This is a genomic window from Chlorogloeopsis fritschii PCC 6912, from assembly GCF_000317285.1.
Taxonomy (GTDB): Bacteria; Cyanobacteriota; Cyanobacteriia; order Cyanobacteriales; family Nostocaceae; genus Chlorogloeopsis; species Chlorogloeopsis fritschii.
Window position 1 is genome coordinate 12,539 of record NZ_AJLN01000098.1, and the last position, 17,713, is coordinate 30,251.

Here is a 17,713-nt window from a genome sequence, read left to right on the forward strand (position 1 = left end):
AGTATGAACAGACATACTATAAAAATTTTTCTTCTATCTTAAGAAAGTAAATTGGTCTATACCATGCAATCTAGCTTCTCATCACTCAGTAACGTTCTTGCTCCTGGCGATTTGCGTCGAGTGCATCACATTGCCTTAAATGTTAAAGATATGCAGGCTTCCCGGCATTTTTACGGCACTATCCTGGGCTTACACGAATTAACAGGTGAGGAAGTTCCTACCACCTTGAAAGAATTAGTAGCACAGGGTAAAGTTGCTAACTTTGTCACGCCGGATGGCACGATCTTAGATTTATTTTGGCAACCAGAATTGTTACCTCCCGATCCCGATCCAGAACGTACTTTTACCAGAGCTTATCATTTAGCCTTTGACATAGATCCACAATTATTTGATGCTGCTGTTGAAGTCATCAAACAAAATCATCTAGAAATTGCCCACGGGCCAGTTACTCGTCCTACCGGGCGCGGTGTGTACTTTTACGATCCCGATGGCTTTATGATCGAAATTCGTTGCGATCCAGAGTAGGGGGAGAGTGGGAGACAAGGGGACAGGGGGACAAGGGGACAAGGAGACAAGGAGAGTAATAAACCAACCAACTACTGTACGGGTTTGAACCGAAAGTTAATCCATAAAACCCGCCCCTACCAACCACTAACCACTAACCACTAACCACTAACTAATGACCAATGACCAATGACCAAAATGCAAATTTATCGAGTGATTGAAGAAGCTATTAAAAAACCTCCAGTTCCTCACGATCCAGCCAAGCAATCATTGAAAGCATGGGCAATGTATTGTCTGCGAGACAGAGGTTTCAAAGTGGTATATGCCCAAAATTCTGACTTTGCAATAGAAACCAAAGGTGGGGACAAGCTGTATTTTAAAGTATCAAATACTGCTGATAATTTAGATAATGAATTTGGTTGGATAGTTTGGGATAGCACCACAAAAACTGCAAGTCTGGTTCCACCTCAAGCTTGAATCTGCTTCTCAAAAACCATAAAATGTTGCTGCGGTAAAAAGTTTTTGGTTTCACGCCAAACTAAACCAACCGCTTGCATTTCTTTTTTCACTTGTCTTTGAGTCATTTTATGTAGAGCTTTAATAAGGATAAACGGATTTTCACCCCGATATTCAACTAAAATAACCCTACCGCCTGGTTTTAATGCTTTACTAATTTCTTGCATTACCTCTTGTGGATATTCAAATTCATGATAAGCATCCACTATTAAAGCTACATCAATACTTGCAGGTTCTAGGTTGGGATTGGTAGCTGTTGCTAAAACAGGCTCAACATTAGTAATATTATTCTCTTTTTTCAAGAAATCAATAATATCCAGCATTTCTGGCTGAATATCTATAGCGAAAACCTTCCCTTGTGGTAGTAGGGAAGCAATGCGAAAACTTAAGTAACCTGTACCCGCGCCAATATCAGCGACTACATCAGTGGGTTTGATGTTGAGGGCTGTGACTATTTTACTTGGCTGTTCTTCTGCCTCGCGGCTAGGACGTTCTAGCCAAGCTGCACCAGTATGACTCATGTATTTAGCTATTTCTCTACCCATGTAGAATTTCCCGATCCCATCAGGGCTGTGGACAAGTCTTTGCTCGTAGATTGTAGAAGTTGTAGTATCTGCAATTGCTGTTTTTATAGGAGAGAGCAAGTAAACCCATAGAATGAGTAGGAAAACAAGGGTAAAGCTCAAACAAGTAGATTTTAGTTGATTTTTCATAATCTAGTCTTAGCCCACACAAGTTAAAATTTTAAACTTTGGCGTTGCCAATCAAAAATATGAATTTGTCTCACGCGAAGTCGCAGAATCGCAGAGAATAAGAGTTTCTAATGCCTAATTTTTAAATTTCATACCTCAATTCAGTAAAGCTAAGATTTAATTACTTTCAAAGCTTGAAGGCTTGTATCTGCACAACCACTAATAAATCCACCCATAGTCTGAATTTTTTGCAAATATTCTAAAGCGGATTTGCTGATAGTTTCTCCGGGCATTAATACAGGAATTCCTGGTGGATAAGGACAGATTATTTCTGCACAGATCCTTCCTGTAGCTTCGGGGATAGGTAATGTTTCTGTTTCTGCAAAGAAAGCTTCTCGTGGCGAAATACGCACAGCATTCCCCATATTAATAAAATCATCCCATAAAAAGCAGGACAATTTGAAGTCTGTCCTCTGCAAATTGATATTGTTGGACTTGGGGGGCAAACTCATCTCAGCAAGAGTAGTAAATGCCCTAACCAACTGCTCAATATCTTTTTGGGTATTGCCAAGGCTGATAATAAACGTGAGATGTTGCTGGGAAGCGAATTCTGCTGTGACACCGAACTGTTGGTCAAGAATTTCTTCGGCGGCAAAGCCAGTTAAACCTAAGCCAGAAACGGTGACTGTTAAACGCGTTTTGTCTAAAGCAACAAAATATGATCTCATGCCCGTCTCTAAAGGGTTGGTGGTGGGGTTAAAAACTGATAATCCTGGTATTTGGTCGATCCGGCTTCTGGCTTCGCTTGCAAGTTGCAGTGTGTGAGACATTAACTGTTGACCGTACAGTGCCATTTGCTGCCGTGCTGCATCGAGGGAAGCTAGGAGTAAATAACTAGGACTAGTAGACTGTACTAGTTGCAATGCTTTACTAATACGATCGCTCTCTATCCTCGTTCCTTGAATGTGCAGTATTGAAGCTTGGGTAAAAGCACCAAGGGTTTTGTGAATGGATTGTACGGTTAAGTCAGCGCCTGCGGCTAAGGCTGTGGTAGGCAGTTCGGGATGAAAGGCGAAATGGGCACCGTGGGCTTCGTCTACAAGTAACGGGATATTGTATTTGTGAGTAATTTGAGCGATCGCGCCCACATCTCCACATACGCCGTAATAAGTGGGATAAACCATCATCACGGCTTTGGCGTCGGGATGTTGTTCTAGGGCTGCTGCTACGGTATCGGGAGTGATGCTGTGGGCAATATCTAAAACAGAGTCATATTCTGGATTGAGAAAAATTGGCATCGCGCCAGAGAGAATTAATCCGGCGATCGCTGAAGAATGAACATTGCGCGGCAAAATAATTTTATCGCCAACACCACAGGTAGCCAGAATTGCCGCCTCAATTCCACAGGTAGAACCATTGACTAAAAACCATGTCTTTTCTGCTCCAAAGGCTTGTGCTGCCAGTTCTTGTGCTTGTTGAATTACACCAGTGGCGGCAAAGAGATTATCTAACTCTGTTAACTCTGGTAAATCGACACGAAAAATAGCTTTGCCAAAAACATCAGCTATTTTTTGGGAAATGCCTTGTCCCCGTTTGTGCCCTGGAGTATAAAAAGGTGCGTGAGGACGTTCTGCACAAGCTTTTAAAGTATCTAATAGAGGTGTTTGATTTTGATCGAGCATTTGGATGTAGCCATTTTGGAAGATGGCAACAGAGTTGCCTGTCATTTAGGTTGGTAAGGTCGAATGATTTTACTACACCGATCATGATTTATCCCACATCAGATCCTCTTCCAAACGAGCCACAAATTCCCGATCCAGAACCAACTTTACCGCGTCCCGAACCCACACCAGGGCCAACTAATCCCCCCCAGCCTACACCAGGGCCTGTTCCTGAACCTATACCCAGCCCTGTACCTGAACCTGTACCAGGGCCTATTCCTGAGCCAGTTCCCAGCCCGATTCCGCAAACAGTTCCTGCACCAATTCCTCAAACAATTCCCAATCCGATGTGATATCCTCCCGGCGCTTGTCCACCCCTGAACCCCCAAAAGCTAAAATTAATTTCGTCTAGTTTGCACTCAAAATCCAAAATTAAAAATGCTAAGAGCCGGGATTGTCGGACTTCCCAACGTTGGAAAATCTACGTTATTCAACGCCTTGGTTGCTAATGCTAAGGCAGAGGCTGCTAACTTCCCTTTTTGTACGATTGAACCAAATGTCGGTGTTGTTGCAGTGCCAGACGAGCGGTTAAATGTTTTAGGTAAGATTTCCAATTCGGCACAAATTGTCCCGGCGCGTGTTGAGTTCGTGGATATTGCCGGGTTGGTTAAAGGCGCAAGTAAAGGAGAGGGATTAGGAAACCAATTTTTGTCTCATATCCGAGAAGTTGATGCGATCGTGCATGTAGTACGTTGTTTTGAAAATGATGACATTATTCACGTTGCTGGTTCTGTCGATCCAGCGCGTGATATTGAAACCATTAATTTGGAACTTGTTTTAGCCGATTTAGCACAAGTCGAACGCCGAATAGAGCGCACCCGCAAGCAAGCACGTGCTAGCAAAGAAGCACAATTTGAATTGACAGTACTGGAAAAATTAGCTGGGGCATTAAACGAAGGGCGATCGGTGCGGCAAGTTAGTTTACCAGAAGAAGAAGCTACGGTAATTCAACCATTGGGATTGCTGACTTCTAAGCCCATAATTTATGCTGCCAATGTTTCTGAAGATGACTTGGCAACAGGTAATGAATATGTAGAACAAGTGCGGCAAATTGCAGCATCAGAAAATGCTCAAGTTGTTGTTGTTTCTGCCCAAGTAGAATCAGAATTAATTGAAATACCAGAGGAAGAAAGAGGTGAGTTTCTTGCTTCTTTGGGTGTAGAAGAAGGCGGTTTAAAATCTTTGATTCGTGCTACTTATACATTATTAGGATTGCGTACTTATTTCACTTCTGGTGAGAAAGAAACTCGTGCTTGGACAATTACCGCTGGGATGTTAGCACCACAAGCTGCGGGAGTAATTCACAGTGATTTTGAACGGGGATTTATTCGGGCTGAAACTGTAGCTTATGATGATTTAGTTGCTGCTGGCTCGATGAATGCTGCAAAGGAAAAGGGCTTAGTTCGTAGTGAAGGAAAAGATTACATTGTCAAGGAAGGCGATGTGATGTTATTCCGATTTAATGTGTAGAGCAACCACAATTACACTAAATTCTTTAGCAATATATTTTTCTCGACACTCCTCAAAAAGGGGTGTTATTTTTATAAAAACATCCGCTTGTAATTTGAGCGATACAAGGATACTTAAAAATGATGGGATGGCTGTTTGGGGAGCTTGATCTCTAAAGCTGATGATTGTAGATTTAGAGCGAAAGGAATCCTAATTTCCTACCAACGGATACGCTACTGTCGCGTCTACTGCCTTCTGCCTTTTTATACTATTCCTCACGATTCTAACTTCACCTTCCGAAAGGCTTGTTCCAAAATACTCTTATAGATAGTAGAACTGAAAAAATTTTTTTGCGACTATATTTCTTTATTCACATAAGTAAATTTAGTAGAGTTGTTTATTCCCTAGCTAGGAGTAAGTGCTAGCTATGCTTGGGCTGCATTTAAGATGAAAGATCAAGAAAAGACAAAAGAACAACTGATAGCTGAATTAGTAGCAATACGCCAACAAGTTGATGTTCTTGAAGCTTTACAAATCCAACATCAGCAGACTGAACAAGCACTGCGAGAAACCAACGATCGCTTTCGCTTATTAGTTGAGAATGTTCAGGATTATGCGATTTTTACGCTAGACTCCAACGGTTACATAGATAGTTGGAACATTGGAGCCGAAAAGATTTTAGGCTATCAAGAAGCGGAAATTCTTGGTCAGCACGCTTCGTGTCTTTTTACGCCTGAAGACAGAGAAAAAGGTAAGGACGATCAGGAACTGCAAAAGGCTATAGAAGAAAGCCGATCGCTTGACGAGCGCTGGCATATACGTAAGGATGGCACACGTTTTTGGGCTTGTGGGATTCTAACCGCTTTACGAGACGAGACTGGTTCTCTACGCGGCTTTGCCAAAATTATGCGCGATATGACCGATCGCAAGCGGGCAGAACAGCAGATCCAACAACAAGCAGCCCTGCTCGATGTCACAACAGATGCGATTTTGGTTCAAGATTCAAGCGATCGCGTTTTATTCTGGAACAAAGGAGCCGAGCGTCTGTACGGCTTGCCAGCAGAATCAGTGCTAGGTTTGAATGTCAACGAACTCCTGTATGGGAAAGTTCCACCACCACTAAGAGATATACGCCAGTCCATAGCCAAAAAAGGCTCCTGGCAAGGAGAGTTACATCAAGTTTGCAACAATGGTCAAAAAATCATTGTGGCTAGCCGCTGGATATTAATATCCGATTTTGAAGGGCATTCTCAATCAATCCTAGTTGTCAATACTGACATCACTGAGAAAAAACAACTTGAAACACAGTTTTTACAAGCCCAACGCCTAGAGAGCTTAGGAACGCTCGCCAGTGGTATGGCTCACGATTTAAACAACGTGTTATCTCCAATTTTGATGGCTGTGCAACTGCTGATGATGAAAAACCCTGATGAGCAGAGCCAACGCCTGCTCCAGAGAGTGGAAAACAATGCTAAACGTGGAGCGGCTTTAGTTAGGCAAGTACTCTCGTTTGCCAGGGGTTTTGAAGGCGAGCACACTATCTTACAACTTAAGTCTCTGATTATAGAAATTGAGCAACTAGTAAAGCAGACATTTCCCAAAAATATAAAAGTTTACACTAGTATTCCTGACGATCTTTATCCAGTTTCTGGTAACGCTACCCAACTGTATCAGGTGCTAATAAATCTGGTACTCAATGCGCGTGATGCAATGCCCAATGGCGGCACTCTTAGCATTTGTGCCAAGAATCTGTTGATTGATGATGAATATGCTCGCAAGCATATTAAAGCTTGTGTGGGTTCCTACATTTTGCTTTGTGTCTCAGATACAGGAAGCGGTATGTCATCAGAAATTTTAGAGAGAATTTTCGAGCCTTTTTTTACCACCAAAGAAGTTGGGCAAGGAACAGGATTGGGGTTATCTACGGTAATGGGAATCGTTAAGAGTCACAGTGGTTTTTTGAAGGTTGAGAGTTCCGTAGGACAAGGAACGCAATTTAAGGTGTACTTAAAAGCAGTAGAACAAACCCAAATGCAACCGATACAAGATATCAAACTACCTAGTGGGCAAGGAGAATGGATTTTAGTTGTTGATGACGAAACGCCAATACTTGAGGTCACTCAAACAGCGCTGGAATTATACAATTACAAAGTCTTGACAACTAGTGATGGCAACAGAGCGATCACACTGTATCTCGAACATCGAGATCAAATTAGTGTGGTATTAGTTGATATGACGATGCCGTCTATGGATGGTTCAACCATTATCCGCACTTTGCAAACTATAAACCCGCAAGTCAAGATTATTGCTACAAGTGGACTATCATCAAATCGACACTTAGCTCAGACAACTGGTAACAACGTCAAAACCTTTTTGTCAAAGCCCTTCACAGCAGATGAATTATTAAATACCATCCATTCGGTTTTGCACATGAACTAGTAATTAATGCTGGATTTAGTAATCTTAAATAGATGGTGCTACTTCCTCTAGCTGTGCAGCTTCAGTTTTACTTTCACTAACAGGATGCCATACAGTCAAGACTGAACAAGGGGCATGGTGCAGGACGTAATTGCTGACACTACCTAAAACTAATTCAGACAGACCAGAGCGACCCCGACGCCCGATTACAATTAAGTCATATCTGCCATTACGGGCAAATTCACAGATGGTACGCCCACAACTACCTGGTGTTTGAGTAAATTCAGTACTGACACCATTAGCAGTTGCTTCATCTGCACGCGATCGCAACATCTCTAGCCCCTGATTGACGAACTGTTCCCACCGTTTTTGCTGCATCTCCAAAATTTCGGTACTCATTCCTAGCCCTACGTAGTATTCTGGACTCGACAGAAAAGAAATATCTGGGCTTCCCTCTTCTTCTGGCGATAGTACGTGCAACAACGTCAGGTTAGCTTGTAAAGCCTTCGCCAAGGCAAGTGCTTCATCAAAGACACTTTTACTGCTAGTAGATGTGTCTAATGCAACCAGTATTTTGTGAAACATATTAGTTTGCCTCCAAACTGTTTTGCTCAAGCTTTTAGCTACTCATGACGGGAGCTGTTGCTAATTGCTGATCGCTTTCACTTATGTTTATAAGAAAACAATTTGAGGAAGTTGTGAAGGCATAGTAGGGAGTTGAGAAAATTATAAATTGCACTGCCCAAAAAAGTGATTCATACTATTTCACAAAAAATCTGATACGAACACAAACCGTGTCCAGATGCGATATGTCGCGTCTGGACAAAAGTCATGTGTATCGTAATTAACGTGAAATGGTATTAGTGGCAGCATCTACATAAAAATAGAGCACGGCGGCAGCTTTCTATATATTTATGACTATTAAGCAATTATACGGTATTTATTTGTATATTTTTATAATTTAAATTGATGCCGTATATTATGAATCATGAGTTTTATTTGTACCAACCTACTTAGGGGTTTGATTGGATGGAACTTGTTCAAATATTAGGGGTTTTCCTTGCGAGTGCATTGGGTACAGGTGCTTTTCTCAATTTTTCTGCTCAAAAGGTAATCGAAACAGGACTTCAAAAAGTTCTGCATAAAGAAAAGCTTCTAACTGAGGCAGATCTTGAGTTCAGAAAACGCCAAATAGAGGAGTTTTATGGGCCAATTTATGCATCTTTAAAGTTATGTTCTGAGATTTATCCACTCTGGATTCAGGGAGCACTTAAGGAAGTCAATCCAGATATCATTGCTTTATTCAAAAGTCACAATGATGAAATCACCACAATTCTAAAAACCAAGGCACATTTAATGGATGGAGGAGAATTTCCACCAGAGTTTATAAAATTTATGACATCGGCTACCATATGGGGAATGTATTGTACGCGACCAGATCAACCTTACATTCCTGAACATATTGCAGATATTGAACAAGTAAAATGGCCGAAAGAATTTGAAAGCCATATTTTTACAAAAACAGAAGAATTAAAGAAAACATTAGATATTTTATTAGTGAAATATAGAGCTAAATAATGCAGCCTCACAAATCGCTGAATGGTTTTATGAATAGCCTTCTTCAACTCACCTGTCCAACCGCTAATACTTGGGCTGCGGTTAAATCCAAGATTGGAAAAGTCGCTGACTTAATAATTTCATTTCCCTGAAACACAGATTCTTCATACAGTCCATCTACCAGAGTCATAAACTCCTGACTACAGGATCACTCTAAATAGAGATTTTATCAAATCTACCAGGCAGTCCCCACCTATACAAATTGTTGAGTGGGGTCTTCCCAGCAAAATGATAAAATTAGAGATAGAGCTAAAAGTATTAAATATGTTATTCCCTACTGCTGCCTGTTGTGCCGTAATTCTCAACCAACGACAGGAGCAAAATTTTCACCATCAACAGCAGTATGCTAATACAGCAGTCAACCACGAGCGATGCCCGTCTTCTCAAAACTGTACTGTTGTTGAAAATGGCCGAGTTGTTGTTAAACCAGCACAGAAGAAGAGGACAGGGGGACACGGAGACACGGAGAATTTTGATTCACCATAATTGTGTGGGAGATTGGAAGCCCCCGTTTTTTAAAGGCAGGAGTGGCTCAGGTTCTTACCTCTGTGCTACCTATTTGTATCAACCTTAAAATCAAAACGATATTACTGACGGTGAATCACATCAATAGCTGTCTTTAACCAATCAATATAAGTTTGTTCTCTTCGTAGCACCAATTCTAGTACGAGCCGCTGCATAATCTGCTCGCGAGTAGCAGACTCGTCATCGAGTGTTGGTAACTCAATCTTTTCACACTCAGTCAGCTTTTCGATACGTGCAACTAACTGCTGTTCTAACAGGTGAATAATGGCTTCATTGGGTAATTGTGCTGCAAAAAATAACTGAATCAGTAACGGTTCTCGTAGCGTCGGCAACGGCTGAGGAGATTGAAGCCACCGGATTAATTCGGCTTTGCCTGCTTCAGTTAGACTATAAACTTTGCGGTTGGGGCGATCGTGCTGAATCTCTATGGTGCAAGTAATCCAACCCTGCTCAACCAGTTTATCAAGTGTTCTGTAAATCTGTGCTTGATCCGCAGACCACAAGTGAGCAATGCATCGATCAAAACAATTTGTTTTTAAATCATAGCCCGTCCTCTCTTCTTGTTGAAGGAGACCAAGAATAGTATGTGCTAACGACATAGACGGTTATCCGAAACTAAAGTAGTGGAAGCTCCATAATTGCTTATATATTACTATGCTAATATATGAATAATCATATATAAAAAGAATTTATTAAAGTAATATAGATGACAGTGTGCTGCAACAAAAAACGTCAAGGCTTAGTTTTGAGTTAAATAAACTACCAGTTACTTGCCACTCGGATTTGATAACTTGAACTATAAATACTTCCATCTCCTGCGAGTACTGGTTAAGACTATCCGTTGTTTTTTGCTTGGTGAAGATCAAGCTGAAAACTAGGGCACTAAGGAGGAAAATCATGAAGACTCACACACGAATGATTCGGACTGTTGCAGGAATTATTAGCAGTGTTGAAACGCTGGAAGGAGAGGGCATGGTTGTTCGTCGTCCATTCCCGAAAAGCAGTTTTTCAGAGTTTGACCCGTTTCTCCTCCTTGATGAATTAGGCCCTGTTGATATTGAACCAGGTCAAGCCAAGGGAGCACCAGATCATCCGCACAGGGGCTTTGAAACAGTATCTTATATCCTTGAAGGATGGATTGAGCACAAAGATTCACAAGGACATACAGGAAAACTTGGCCCTGGTGACGTGCAGTGGATGACGGCGGGAGCAGGTGTGATTCACTCGGAAATGCCAGAGCAGGAATTTGCTCGCAGCGGCGGGCGGCTTCATGCACTTCAACTCTGGGTAAATTTGCCTAGTCGTGACAAGATGATGAAGCCTCGTTATCAGGAGGTTCCAGCCCAACGCATACCAACCGCTCAAACAAATGATGGTTCGGTAAGGGTGAAAGCGATCGCAGGAGAAGCGCTGGGAGCTAAAGCTGTGATTGAAACGCAAACTCCAATTATCTATTTGCATTTCACGCTCCAACCGGGTGCGACTGTATCTCAACCTGTGCCAAAAGAATACAACGCCTTTGCATACGTGCTTGATGGAGAAGGCTTGTTTGGTGCAGACAAAGAGCGTGCAACTCAAGGGCAAATGGTGCTGTTTACCCAAGATGGTGAGGAAGTAGCGATCGCCAATCCATTGGATGCAAAATCACCACTGGATGTGTTGCTGATTGCTGGCATACCACTTAACGAACCAGTTGTTCGCTATGGGCCGTTTGTGATGAATACCGAAGCAGAAATTATTCAAGCTATTGAAGACTATCGTAATGGGAGGATGGGTTCCATTGACTTCTAATATACTTCTACAAAGAATCCGTCAACATCAATATTTGCGTGATTTGAGAAACAAATTGCTGTACCTTCACAAGATGTTGCTGGATGCAGAACGTATTACCTATGAAAAGGTACGTGGACGAGTATCGAGTGAAGAACTCCTTCAACTTGTCATCGATCACGAACAATTTGCTTGGCTGCATCGCATTTCTCAGTTGATTGTACATATCGATGAAATGCTTGAAGCCGATACACCTGTATCGCAGCAAGATGTCCAAAATTTGATTGCCAATACCCGCACCCTGCTCACACCATCTGAGTTAGGCAATGGGTTTGCAAGAAAATACTACGCTGCTCTTCAGCGCGATCCTGGCGTTGTATTAGCCCATGCAGAAGTAACAGAGGTTCTTGCATCTAAATAAAAGGCAGATGGCAGATGGCAGAAGTAAAAGGCTTCTTCCATCTGCTTTCTAGAAGTTGCCATTATGTCCACCTACTTAAATCAGTTGAACTGAAGTAAATATATGCACCGCCAAGCACCTAGCGGTGCATTTTTTATAAGTAACTCTTATTAATACTATCCACTATTATTTGTCAATACTAGTTGACGTTTTGTAACAATATTGTTAAATTTATTTACATAAGTTAACAAGGCAAAGAAAAAAGCTATGTATACAACTACAGATGAAAGAGGCATTTTAAATAACTACGCTAACGAACCCAAGATGTACTATGCTGCTTACCCCTCAGTTGAACAGCAGCGTCGTTATGCTTTTCAGGCTGGGGTTGCAATTTTATTTGTCACCACTATAGTTTTGGTTGCCCTTGGAGTGAGCTAAAGATTTTTAGACAGTTCTATCACTTGTATCAAAATCGTCATTCGTATTCTCCCATCAGCCTCAGCCATCAAGCTGGGGTTTTTTGTTGCTGATAGGTATTGAGTTTTGTCCGCGATGGTGCAGTAATTGTGTAATTAACTTCGTCTACCAGCGCCGCTTAGGATACCAGCACCAATTGAAAACAAAATGATTGCCCAAACTATATAAGTAGGAATTGATTTAATTACACCAATTCCTAGCAAGAAATACACTATGGCAGTTAGCAATAAAGCAAGACCGACAGAAACACCTATAATATACAAAAATTTTCTGGTTTCTGGGTTAGGGGACTGGCTCACAAATATCACTCCTCTAGAATCGTGCTATACATCAATCACTTCCCCACTTTTCCACAGCGCGACGCAGCGGCCCTAGTGGTAAAATATCCAGTGCAAAAGATTCACCCCCACCAACACGCTCTAGAGCTTCAAAAAAAGCCTGCACACCTGCTGCCGCACCATCGGGATGATCCATGATGCCAGTACCAGCGTTAAGGATGACATCTTGTCCGTAATCTGCTAAAGCCTTGGGGACAATACCAGGATGAATACCTGCTGAAGGAACGGGAAAAACACTGCGACTACGCAAAATATCCCGGATCTTGCCTTCTTCAACAGAGTCAAAGGGTAAACTGCCATAGTGAGCGGGATACAACACAGCATCAGCACCAGCATGAGCCATTAGAGTTCCCAGTACCACTGAGTATGCCATACCATAATCAGGAGCAGCACACAGTGCTCCGGCAAGGGCTGGATGAGCGAAAATAGGAACGTTAATTTCTGGATCGGCTGCTAAAGCTTCCAGTACTGAAAATCCATAGGAAAGAACGTTTACCAAAAGCGCATTTGCACCTTGACGCACCAAAAGACGCGCTTTCTCTAACAACTTGTCTGCCCTACCTGTGACGTTGACAGCATATAATATTGTGCGTCCAGTTTTTTGCTTGACCTCTTCAATTACTTTGCGACATTCTTGGAGGCGTTCCAAAGTTGGGGCAATATCGAGATCTCCTAAAATTTCATCATCTTTAATAATATCCAGCCCTGCATAAGCAACTTCTGCTAGAATCGCGGCATGATCGCCTGCTGATAATCCTAGTGCTGGTTTAAAAATAGCCATAACCAAGGGACGCTCAAATACCCCAAGGCGCTCTCGAATCCCAGTAATGCCCAGTTTGGGAAGTCGCCCATAACTTTGTGGCAGGCGTACCTCCACTATCTTTGCCGCACCTGCCATTGAGTATTTGCCAAATATCATAGTTAACAGGCTAGCAATATCATTTTCTACATTAGTTTTAGGAAAGCGAATAGTCGCGATACTGTAATCTGTTTGGGCTTCCGTTTGTACTGATATGACTTCTCCTAGATGAGATTGCAAAGCGGCTTCTCGGTGAGCAAAGCGCGCATCCCAAGTTCCTACAGTTTGCCCAATAGCAATGATTTTGGCTTGTTTATGAGGATCTACACCCGCAGGAAAACGATAATCTACTTCAATAGTCATTGGTTATTGGTCATTGGTCATTTGTTAATGGTTAGTAGTTAGTAGGGGAGCCAGTGCGCCCTTGCGGGTTAAGCGCGTTGTTGTTCCCCGTTCCCTGTCCCCTGTCACCTGTCCCCTGTACCCACCTCTCCCACTCCTTCACCTAGAGCGTCTCCAAGTAGCTGAGAAGATCTGCCATTTCTTGGGGATTGGGCTGGAATTTTGGCATGGGAGGGGTATCACCACTAATCACCTGATGAATCAGCCTATAGGAGGATTTACGTTTAGAAACTCCTTGTAGACTAGGGCCAACACGTCCATCTGCTTGCCATCCATGACAACCAGCACAGTTGATTTGAAAGATGGCGTTTCCTTGCACGGGATTGCCTGTTAGGGATAGAACAGACTTGACGTAAGGGTCTGAAGTTCTAATCGCACGAACAGCAAAAATCCCCAAAATGGATGCTAGCAAAATCGCCAGAGCCACTACGACGATTCGCTGAATCAGAATTTTAGGTTGGGTAATTTGGTTATCCAAACGTTTTTGCTGTTAAATCTGGGTGTACAAAAATTTTTCATTTCATACACATAGCTTAAAATTTCTTTGATGTGTCTGCAAGCACAAATAGTATTTTTCTTTTGTCTAATTATTGCTCAAAACCATTTCTAGGCGCGGGATTGATGCTAAATTTGGTAAGATTGGGAACAGGAAACAAATCTTTAAATAATTGCAAAAAGGAGATTTCAAGTGGTTGAGCCTCTACTAGACGGTATTGTGTTAGGTCTAATCTTCGTGACTCTAGGTGGACTGTTCTATGCTGCTTACAAGCAATATAAGCGCGGAAACCAGTTAGGTATTTAAACTAATGAGGAGGGATGGGAGAAAAGTTAAAAATTATTAATTTTTAATTAATAAATTCTCCTACCTCACTCCTTAATTCTGTAAAATGTGACAGATGTATTGCCGTAAGCTTTTTGTCGGCAAATCTCTAAACTCAGAAATTGTGGTGGTGTCGAACTTTGGGAATTGTGTTCCACTGCTAGCTCGCCGTTAGGATCTAAAATCTGATGGTGAGCGATCGCTTCTAATACTGGCTGGTATAAACCACTGGCATAAGGTGGATCGAAGTAAATTTTGTCAAATTGCTGCCCGGAAAGCTTTGGCAGCCATTGCACTACATCTCCTCGCAGTACTTTCCATTCTTGTTCATCCGCAGCTAGCCGCTGCCAGTTTTGTTCAATAATCCTACAAACACGGCTGGATTTTTCTATTCCTACTACAAGACTGGCTCCCCGACACAAAGCCTCTGCACCCATTGAACCTGTACCAGCACACAAATCTAGCCAACGACAACCCTCCACACTTCCCTGCCAAATATTAAAAATTGCTTCCCTCACCCGCGCACTTGTCGGTCTGGTTTCCTTTCCTGGTAAAGTTTTTAACTGTCGATTGCCAGAAATTCTAAGAGCCATGATTCTAGAACAAAACTAGTGAAGGAACTGTTGGCGAATTTGTGAGACATCTATGCAAAGCTAAAGTTTGCGCTCTTAGTACATGGTAGCTGGATTGGATGTAGTCTCAAAAGGTTGGGATTCATGAAATTATCAATTCAACTGAATAAATCAAGTTTTTTATCATTCAAGCCTGCGCAGGCAGGCTTTGTCTGTGTAACCCCAGACTTTAGTCTGCAGGCACGAGCGCAGTTCAAATCGCCCGTGAAAATTGTTGCTCTCGCGTTTTGAGACGAGCATCAAAGAGAATGGCAATATTTCTAACTAATAATCTACCAATATCTGTAATCGCAATTTCGTCTTTTGATAAGCTAACTAATCCGTCTGCTTCAAGGCGCTTTAACCCTTCTAATTCTTTAGAAAAATATTCATCAAAACAGATGTGATATTTTTTTTCTATCTCTTGTTTATGTAATTTTGCGTGTGACATAATTCGCATGATTGCATCCCGTCTGAGAATATCATCCCAAGTTAAATTGATGCCTTTACCGATAGGTAAACTACCTGCATCAATTGCCTCATAATAATCATTTAATCGCTTGTGGTTTTGGGCATATGCTTCTTCCAACATACTGACGGATGTGGCACCAAAACCAAATAGTTCTGCTTGCGCCCAAGTAGTATAGCCTTGAAAGTTGCGCTTCAGGGTGTAATCCCGTTGAGCGATCGCCAGTTCATCATGAAGTTTGGCAAAGTGATCCATACCAATGAATAGATACTTGCTGTTCGTTAACTCCTCAATAGTCATTTTCAAAATCTCTAACTTTTCCTGTGCTGGCGGCAAGGTATCTTTGGAAATATTTTTCTGCACTGGCTTTAACCACGGTACATAGGCAAAGTTAAAGACGGCGATGCGATCGGGATCTAATTCAATAGTTTTTTTGATTGTCTGTTGAAAAGTCTGGCGAGTTTGATACGGTAAACCATAAATCAAGTCTACATTCACACTTTGAAATCCAACTTCCCTAATCCAGCCCATCACCTCAAACAGCATTTCTTCTGGCTGGATGCGATTTACAGCCGCTTGCACTTGAGGATTAAAATCCTGAATGCCAAAACTAATGCGGTTAAAGCCAATCTCTTTGAGAAAGAAAATGTAGTTTTTATCCACGTAGCGAGGGTTAATCTCAAGTGAGACTTCTGCTACTGAATCAAAACTGAAATGACGAGTGATATTGTTCCATAATTGTTCTATCTGTTGCTGACTCAAGTAGTTTGGGGTTCCGCCACCCCAATGCATCTGCACTACTTTGCGATCGCAGTCTATCAAAGCAGCTGTATTCTGAATTTCTTTACCCAAATACTCTAAGTATAATTTGGCAATATTCTTGTTGTTGGAAATGACTACATTACAGCCACAAAAGTAGCAAGCGCTCTGACAAAAAGGAATATGAAAATACAAAGAAAGAGGGGTTTTTCTTTGATTTGAAGCAGCGATCGCACTTTGAAAATCAGCTTCGGTAAATGCTTCGTTTAGCTCCGTTGCTGGTGGATAGCTGGTGTACCTTGGTGTAGGAATATCGTACTTTTTGATGATATCTAAGTCGAATTTGACTCCGGGAATTTGAAACATAATTGAGTTGCTTTCAATTATTAGAGGTAAGAGTAGGGGTGTGTGGTGTTCAGATCCCCGACTTCTTCGAGAAGTCGGGGATCTTGCAATTGCATTTAGTTTGCTGTAGCGATTTCGGTGCTGCCTGGGTTATGGGAGCGAGTCAGGCTATTAAACAAAACCTTACCGATCGCCTTAATTAAATTTCCTTCTAGCTCTTGCGCCATCTGCATATTAAATCTAAAGGCATTGTTAGCTTCTGCAACAATAGATTCTGTTGTGGCATCATCGATGGCGATTGTATCTAATGCTTGACGATACTTTTCTTTAAAAGCCTTCTTATCGGGAATTTGCTCAAAATTATAAAAAGCTGTGCCTTGATAACCTTCTAACTTCAGGGCTGGTTGAGCAATTTTTTGTAACATCTGTCCACCAGAAAGATCACCCATGTAGCGAGTGTAAGCGTGCCCTATCAGTAATTCTGGTGCTGTAGCAGATACTTCCCGAATACGAGCGATATAACTCTGAGCAGCAGGAGAGGGTTTAACTTGCGATCGCCAGTCTTTCCCGTAATAAAACTCCATGTCTTTTTCTAAGGCAGCTTGGCGATTTAGTTCGGGAAAGTAAATCGCGCTGACTGCGGTATGCTCTCGATGGCGCTCTATTTCTGTTTCTAGTTCGCTGTAGACATAGTACAAGTTACCTAAAAACTTGGCAAAACAGCCTCTGTCTACAACCCCTTTGAGAAAGCATTTCATAAATCCCACATTTTCTGCTGCTGTATGAGATTTTTGAGTTCCTGTACGAAGCTTGATGGCTAAATTGCTACTCATGGTTAGTTCCTTCTTGAAACACAAGCACACAACAAGGGAATGAAAAGTGTCTTCCTACTGCCTACTGCCCTCTGCCTTCTTTCCAAGCTAGAGAAAGCCAAACTCTACAACCTGGCTATTCTCTGTTAATGCCAGTTCTAAAGAATCACAATTGAAGCTTAGGAAAGGATCTGCATCACTACCGTTAGCAATACCACCACCGATGCAGATCCAAGCCATGTTGATTTCTACCATCATCATTTAACTAT

The 17,713-nt window shown here is 41.9% G+C and carries 23 protein-coding genes; 11 read left to right on the plus strand and 12 right to left on the minus strand.

Annotated features, from left to right (window positions below; translation table 11 throughout):
- The first annotated feature begins 63 nt into the window (after nucleotides 1-63).
- Nucleotides 64-525: a VOC family protein gene (locus tag UYC_RS0118770; RefSeq protein WP_016875780.1), complete on the plus strand. Its 462-nt coding sequence runs from the start codon at nucleotides 64-66 to the stop codon at nucleotides 523-525.
- 168 nt (nucleotides 526-693) lie between these two features.
- On the plus strand, nucleotides 694-981 hold the full coding sequence (locus UYC_RS0118775) for a hypothetical protein (RefSeq protein ID WP_016875779.1): 288 nt from the start codon (nucleotides 694-696) through the stop codon (nucleotides 979-981).
- On the opposite strand, the gene UYC_RS0118780 is transcribed toward UYC_RS0118775, so the two are convergent.
- Both UYC_RS0118780 and UYC_RS0118785 read right to left on the minus strand, forming a co-directional pair.
- Nucleotides 972-1,733: a class I SAM-dependent methyltransferase gene (locus UYC_RS0118780; RefSeq protein ID WP_016875778.1), complete on the minus strand. Its 762-nt coding sequence runs from the start codon at nucleotides 1,731-1,733 to the stop codon at nucleotides 972-974. The two genes, UYC_RS0118775 and UYC_RS0118780, sit on opposite strands and share 10 nt — an antisense overlap.
- Before the next feature lie 149 nt (nucleotides 1,734-1,882).
- Nucleotides 1,883-3,394 carry an aminotransferase class I/II-fold pyridoxal phosphate-dependent enzyme gene (locus tag UYC_RS0118785; protein ID WP_026087531.1) on the minus strand — a complete coding sequence of 504 codons (1,512 nt, stop codon included), beginning with the start codon at nucleotides 3,392-3,394 and terminating at the stop codon, nucleotides 1,883-1,885.
- A gap of 83 nt (nucleotides 3,395-3,477) precedes the next feature.
- Here UYC_RS0118785 and UYC_RS0118790 point away from each other — a divergent pair, with 83 nt between their 5' ends.
- The 3 genes from UYC_RS0118790 to UYC_RS0118800 all read left to right on the plus strand — a co-directional run bounded on the left by UYC_RS0118790 (nucleotide 3,478) and on the right by UYC_RS0118800 (nucleotide 7,321).
- Nucleotides 3,478-3,726: a hypothetical protein gene (locus UYC_RS0118790; RefSeq protein WP_016875776.1), complete on the plus strand. Its 249-nt coding sequence runs from the start codon at nucleotides 3,478-3,480 to the stop codon at nucleotides 3,724-3,726.
- 85 nt (nucleotides 3,727-3,811) lie between these two features.
- Entirely contained in the window at nucleotides 3,812-4,903 is a 1,092-nt protein-coding gene (gene ychF, locus UYC_RS0118795; RefSeq protein WP_016875775.1) for a redox-regulated ATPase YchF, read from the plus strand.
- 426 nt (nucleotides 4,904-5,329) lie between these two features.
- Complete coding sequence (locus tag UYC_RS0118800; RefSeq protein ID WP_016875774.1) at nucleotides 5,330-7,321, plus strand: PAS domain-containing hybrid sensor histidine kinase/response regulator; 1,992 nt, start codon at nucleotides 5,330-5,332, stop codon at nucleotides 7,319-7,321.
- Between the two features lie 24 nt (nucleotides 7,322-7,345).
- Here the strand turns inward: UYC_RS0118800 and UYC_RS0118805 are convergent, their stop codons facing one another.
- Nucleotides 7,346-7,885 (minus strand): universal stress protein, encoded by a 540-nt coding sequence (locus UYC_RS0118805; RefSeq protein WP_016875773.1) that lies wholly within the window; start codon nucleotides 7,883-7,885, stop codon nucleotides 7,346-7,348.
- Between the two features lie 444 nt (nucleotides 7,886-8,329).
- On the opposite strand from UYC_RS0118805, the gene UYC_RS0118810 reads away from it, so the two are divergent.
- Nucleotides 8,330-8,878, plus strand: coding sequence for a hypothetical protein (locus UYC_RS0118810; RefSeq protein WP_016875772.1), 549 nt, complete (start codon nucleotides 8,330-8,332; stop codon nucleotides 8,876-8,878).
- A gap of 43 nt (nucleotides 8,879-8,921) precedes the next feature.
- Here UYC_RS0118810 and UYC_RS39950 read toward each other — a convergent pair whose 3' ends face one another.
- Complete coding sequence (locus UYC_RS39950) at nucleotides 8,922-9,047, minus strand: hypothetical protein (RefSeq protein WP_016875771.1); 126 nt, start codon at nucleotides 9,045-9,047, stop codon at nucleotides 8,922-8,924.
- Nucleotides 9,048-9,181: 134 nt separating this feature from the next.
- On the opposite strand from UYC_RS39950, the gene UYC_RS0118820 reads away from it, so the two are divergent.
- Nucleotides 9,182-9,403: a hypothetical protein gene (locus tag UYC_RS0118820; RefSeq protein WP_235082980.1), complete on the plus strand. Its 222-nt coding sequence runs from the start codon at nucleotides 9,182-9,184 to the stop codon at nucleotides 9,401-9,403.
- A 101-nt stretch (nucleotides 9,404-9,504) separates the two neighbouring features.
- On the opposite strand, the gene UYC_RS0118825 is transcribed toward UYC_RS0118820, so the two are convergent.
- Nucleotides 9,505-10,041, minus strand: coding sequence for a PadR family transcriptional regulator (locus UYC_RS0118825; protein ID WP_016875769.1), 537 nt, complete (start codon nucleotides 10,039-10,041; stop codon nucleotides 9,505-9,507).
- A 298-nt stretch (nucleotides 10,042-10,339) separates the two neighbouring features.
- Here UYC_RS0118825 and UYC_RS0118830 point away from each other — a divergent pair, with 298 nt between their 5' ends.
- The 3 genes from UYC_RS0118830 to psb34 all read left to right on the plus strand — a co-directional run bounded on the left by UYC_RS0118830 (nucleotide 10,340) and on the right by psb34 (nucleotide 12,050).
- Nucleotides 10,340-11,233 (plus strand): pirin family protein, encoded by an 894-nt coding sequence (locus UYC_RS0118830; RefSeq protein ID WP_026087530.1) that lies wholly within the window; start codon nucleotides 10,340-10,342, stop codon nucleotides 11,231-11,233.
- Complete coding sequence (locus UYC_RS0118835; protein ID WP_235082979.1) at nucleotides 11,223-11,633, plus strand: hypothetical protein; 411 nt, start codon at nucleotides 11,223-11,225, stop codon at nucleotides 11,631-11,633. Before UYC_RS0118830 ends, UYC_RS0118835 begins: the two co-directional genes overlap by 11 nt.
- A 246-nt stretch (nucleotides 11,634-11,879) precedes the next feature.
- Nucleotides 11,880-12,050: a photosystem II assembly protein Psb34 gene (psb34, locus tag UYC_RS37915; protein WP_016875766.1), complete on the plus strand. Its 171-nt coding sequence runs from the start codon at nucleotides 11,880-11,882 to the stop codon at nucleotides 12,048-12,050.
- A 134-nt stretch (nucleotides 12,051-12,184) separates the two neighbouring features.
- On the opposite strand, the gene UYC_RS0118845 is transcribed toward psb34, so the two are convergent.
- The 3 genes from UYC_RS0118845 to UYC_RS0118855 form a co-directional block, all read right to left on the minus strand.
- Entirely contained in the window at nucleotides 12,185-12,388 is a 204-nt protein-coding gene (locus UYC_RS0118845; RefSeq protein WP_016875765.1) for a hypothetical protein, read from the minus strand.
- A gap of 31 nt (nucleotides 12,389-12,419) precedes the next feature.
- Nucleotides 12,420-13,589 carry a RuBisCO large subunit C-terminal-like domain-containing protein gene (locus UYC_RS0118850; RefSeq protein WP_016875764.1) on the minus strand — a complete coding sequence of 390 codons (1,170 nt, stop codon included), beginning with the start codon at nucleotides 13,587-13,589 and terminating at the stop codon, nucleotides 12,420-12,422.
- Nucleotides 13,590-13,731: 142 nt separating this feature from the next.
- Nucleotides 13,732-14,106 carry a c-type cytochrome gene (locus tag UYC_RS0118855; protein WP_016875763.1) on the minus strand — a complete coding sequence of 125 codons (375 nt, stop codon included), beginning with the start codon at nucleotides 14,104-14,106 and terminating at the stop codon, nucleotides 13,732-13,734.
- 210 nt (nucleotides 14,107-14,316) lie between these two features.
- On the opposite strand from UYC_RS0118855, the gene petG reads away from it, so the two are divergent.
- Nucleotides 14,317-14,430 (plus strand): cytochrome b6-f complex subunit V, encoded by a 114-nt coding sequence (gene petG, locus UYC_RS36655; RefSeq protein ID WP_071588450.1) that lies wholly within the window; start codon nucleotides 14,317-14,319, stop codon nucleotides 14,428-14,430.
- A 65-nt stretch (nucleotides 14,431-14,495) separates the two neighbouring features.
- Here petG and rsmD read toward each other — a convergent pair whose 3' ends face one another.
- The 4 genes from rsmD to UYC_RS37920 all read right to left on the minus strand — a co-directional run bounded on the left by rsmD (nucleotide 14,496) and on the right by UYC_RS37920 (nucleotide 17,705).
- Nucleotides 14,496-15,041 carry a 16S rRNA (guanine(966)-N(2))-methyltransferase RsmD gene (rsmD, locus tag UYC_RS0118860; RefSeq protein WP_016875762.1) on the minus strand — a complete coding sequence of 182 codons (546 nt, stop codon included), beginning with the start codon at nucleotides 15,039-15,041 and terminating at the stop codon, nucleotides 14,496-14,498.
- 232 nt (nucleotides 15,042-15,273) lie between these two features.
- The gene (gene hemN, locus UYC_RS0118865; RefSeq protein ID WP_026087529.1) at nucleotides 15,274-16,656 is read right to left on the minus strand and encodes an oxygen-independent coproporphyrinogen III oxidase; all 1,383 of its coding nucleotides are present in this window, start codon (nucleotides 16,654-16,656) and stop codon (nucleotides 15,274-15,276) included.
- A gap of 92 nt (nucleotides 16,657-16,748) precedes the next feature.
- Nucleotides 16,749-17,465 carry a biliverdin-producing heme oxygenase gene (locus UYC_RS0118870; RefSeq protein WP_016875760.1) on the minus strand — a complete coding sequence of 239 codons (717 nt, stop codon included), beginning with the start codon at nucleotides 17,463-17,465 and terminating at the stop codon, nucleotides 16,749-16,751.
- Nucleotides 17,466-17,552: 87 nt separating this feature from the next.
- The gene (locus tag UYC_RS37920; RefSeq protein ID WP_157171256.1) at nucleotides 17,553-17,705 is read right to left on the minus strand and encodes a hypothetical protein; all 153 of its coding nucleotides are present in this window, start codon (nucleotides 17,703-17,705) and stop codon (nucleotides 17,553-17,555) included.
- Nucleotides 17,706-17,713: the final 8 nt, after the last annotated feature.

Excerpts from the sequence above, each read along its gene's own strand:
- UYC_RS39950 (WP_016875771.1), bottom strand. The coding sequence starts at position 9,047 with ATGACTCTGGTAGATGGACTGTATGAAGAATCTGTGTTTCAGGGAAAT.
- UYC_RS0118770 (WP_016875780.1), top strand. The coding sequence starts at position 64 with ATGCAATCTAGCTTCTCATCACTCAGTAACGTTCTTGCTCCTGGCGAT.
- UYC_RS0118780 (WP_016875778.1), bottom strand. The coding sequence starts at position 1,733 with ATGAAAAATCAACTAAAATCTACTTGTTTGAGCTTTACCCTTGTTTTC.
- UYC_RS0118820 (WP_235082980.1), top strand. The coding sequence starts at position 9,182 with ATGTTATTCCCTACTGCTGCCTGTTGTGCCGTAATTCTCAACCAACGA.
- UYC_RS0118810 (WP_016875772.1), top strand. The coding sequence starts at position 8,330 with ATGGAACTTGTTCAAATATTAGGGGTTTTCCTTGCGAGTGCATTGGGT.
- ychF (WP_016875775.1), top strand. The coding sequence starts at position 3,812 with ATGCTAAGAGCCGGGATTGTCGGACTTCCCAACGTTGGAAAATCTACG.
- UYC_RS0118825 (WP_016875769.1), bottom strand. The coding sequence starts at position 10,041 with ATGTCGTTAGCACATACTATTCTTGGTCTCCTTCAACAAGAAGAGAGG.
- UYC_RS0118785 (WP_026087531.1), bottom strand. The coding sequence starts at position 3,394 with ATGCTCGATCAAAATCAAACACCTCTATTAGATACTTTAAAAGCTTGT.
- UYC_RS0118790 (WP_016875776.1), top strand. The coding sequence starts at position 3,478 with ATGATTTATCCCACATCAGATCCTCTTCCAAACGAGCCACAAATTCCC.
- UYC_RS37920 (WP_157171256.1), bottom strand. The coding sequence starts at position 17,705 with ATGATGATGGTAGAAATCAACATGGCTTGGATCTGCATCGGTGGTGGT.
- rsmD (WP_016875762.1), bottom strand. The coding sequence starts at position 15,041 with ATGGCTCTTAGAATTTCTGGCAATCGACAGTTAAAAACTTTACCAGGA.
- UYC_RS0118805 (WP_016875773.1), bottom strand. The coding sequence starts at position 7,885 with ATGTTTCACAAAATACTGGTTGCATTAGACACATCTACTAGCAGTAAA.
- UYC_RS0118775 (WP_016875779.1), top strand. The coding sequence starts at position 694 with ATGACCAAAATGCAAATTTATCGAGTGATTGAAGAAGCTATTAAAAAA.
- UYC_RS0118830 (WP_026087530.1), top strand. The coding sequence starts at position 10,340 with ATGAAGACTCACACACGAATGATTCGGACTGTTGCAGGAATTATTAGC.
- UYC_RS0118850 (WP_016875764.1), bottom strand. The coding sequence starts at position 13,589 with ATGACTATTGAAGTAGATTATCGTTTTCCTGCGGGTGTAGATCCTCAT.
- UYC_RS0118800 (WP_016875774.1), top strand. The coding sequence starts at position 5,330 with ATGAAAGATCAAGAAAAGACAAAAGAACAACTGATAGCTGAATTAGTA.
- UYC_RS0118870 (WP_016875760.1), bottom strand. The coding sequence starts at position 17,465 with ATGAGTAGCAATTTAGCCATCAAGCTTCGTACAGGAACTCAAAAATCT.
- psb34 (WP_016875766.1), top strand. The coding sequence starts at position 11,880 with ATGTATACAACTACAGATGAAAGAGGCATTTTAAATAACTACGCTAAC.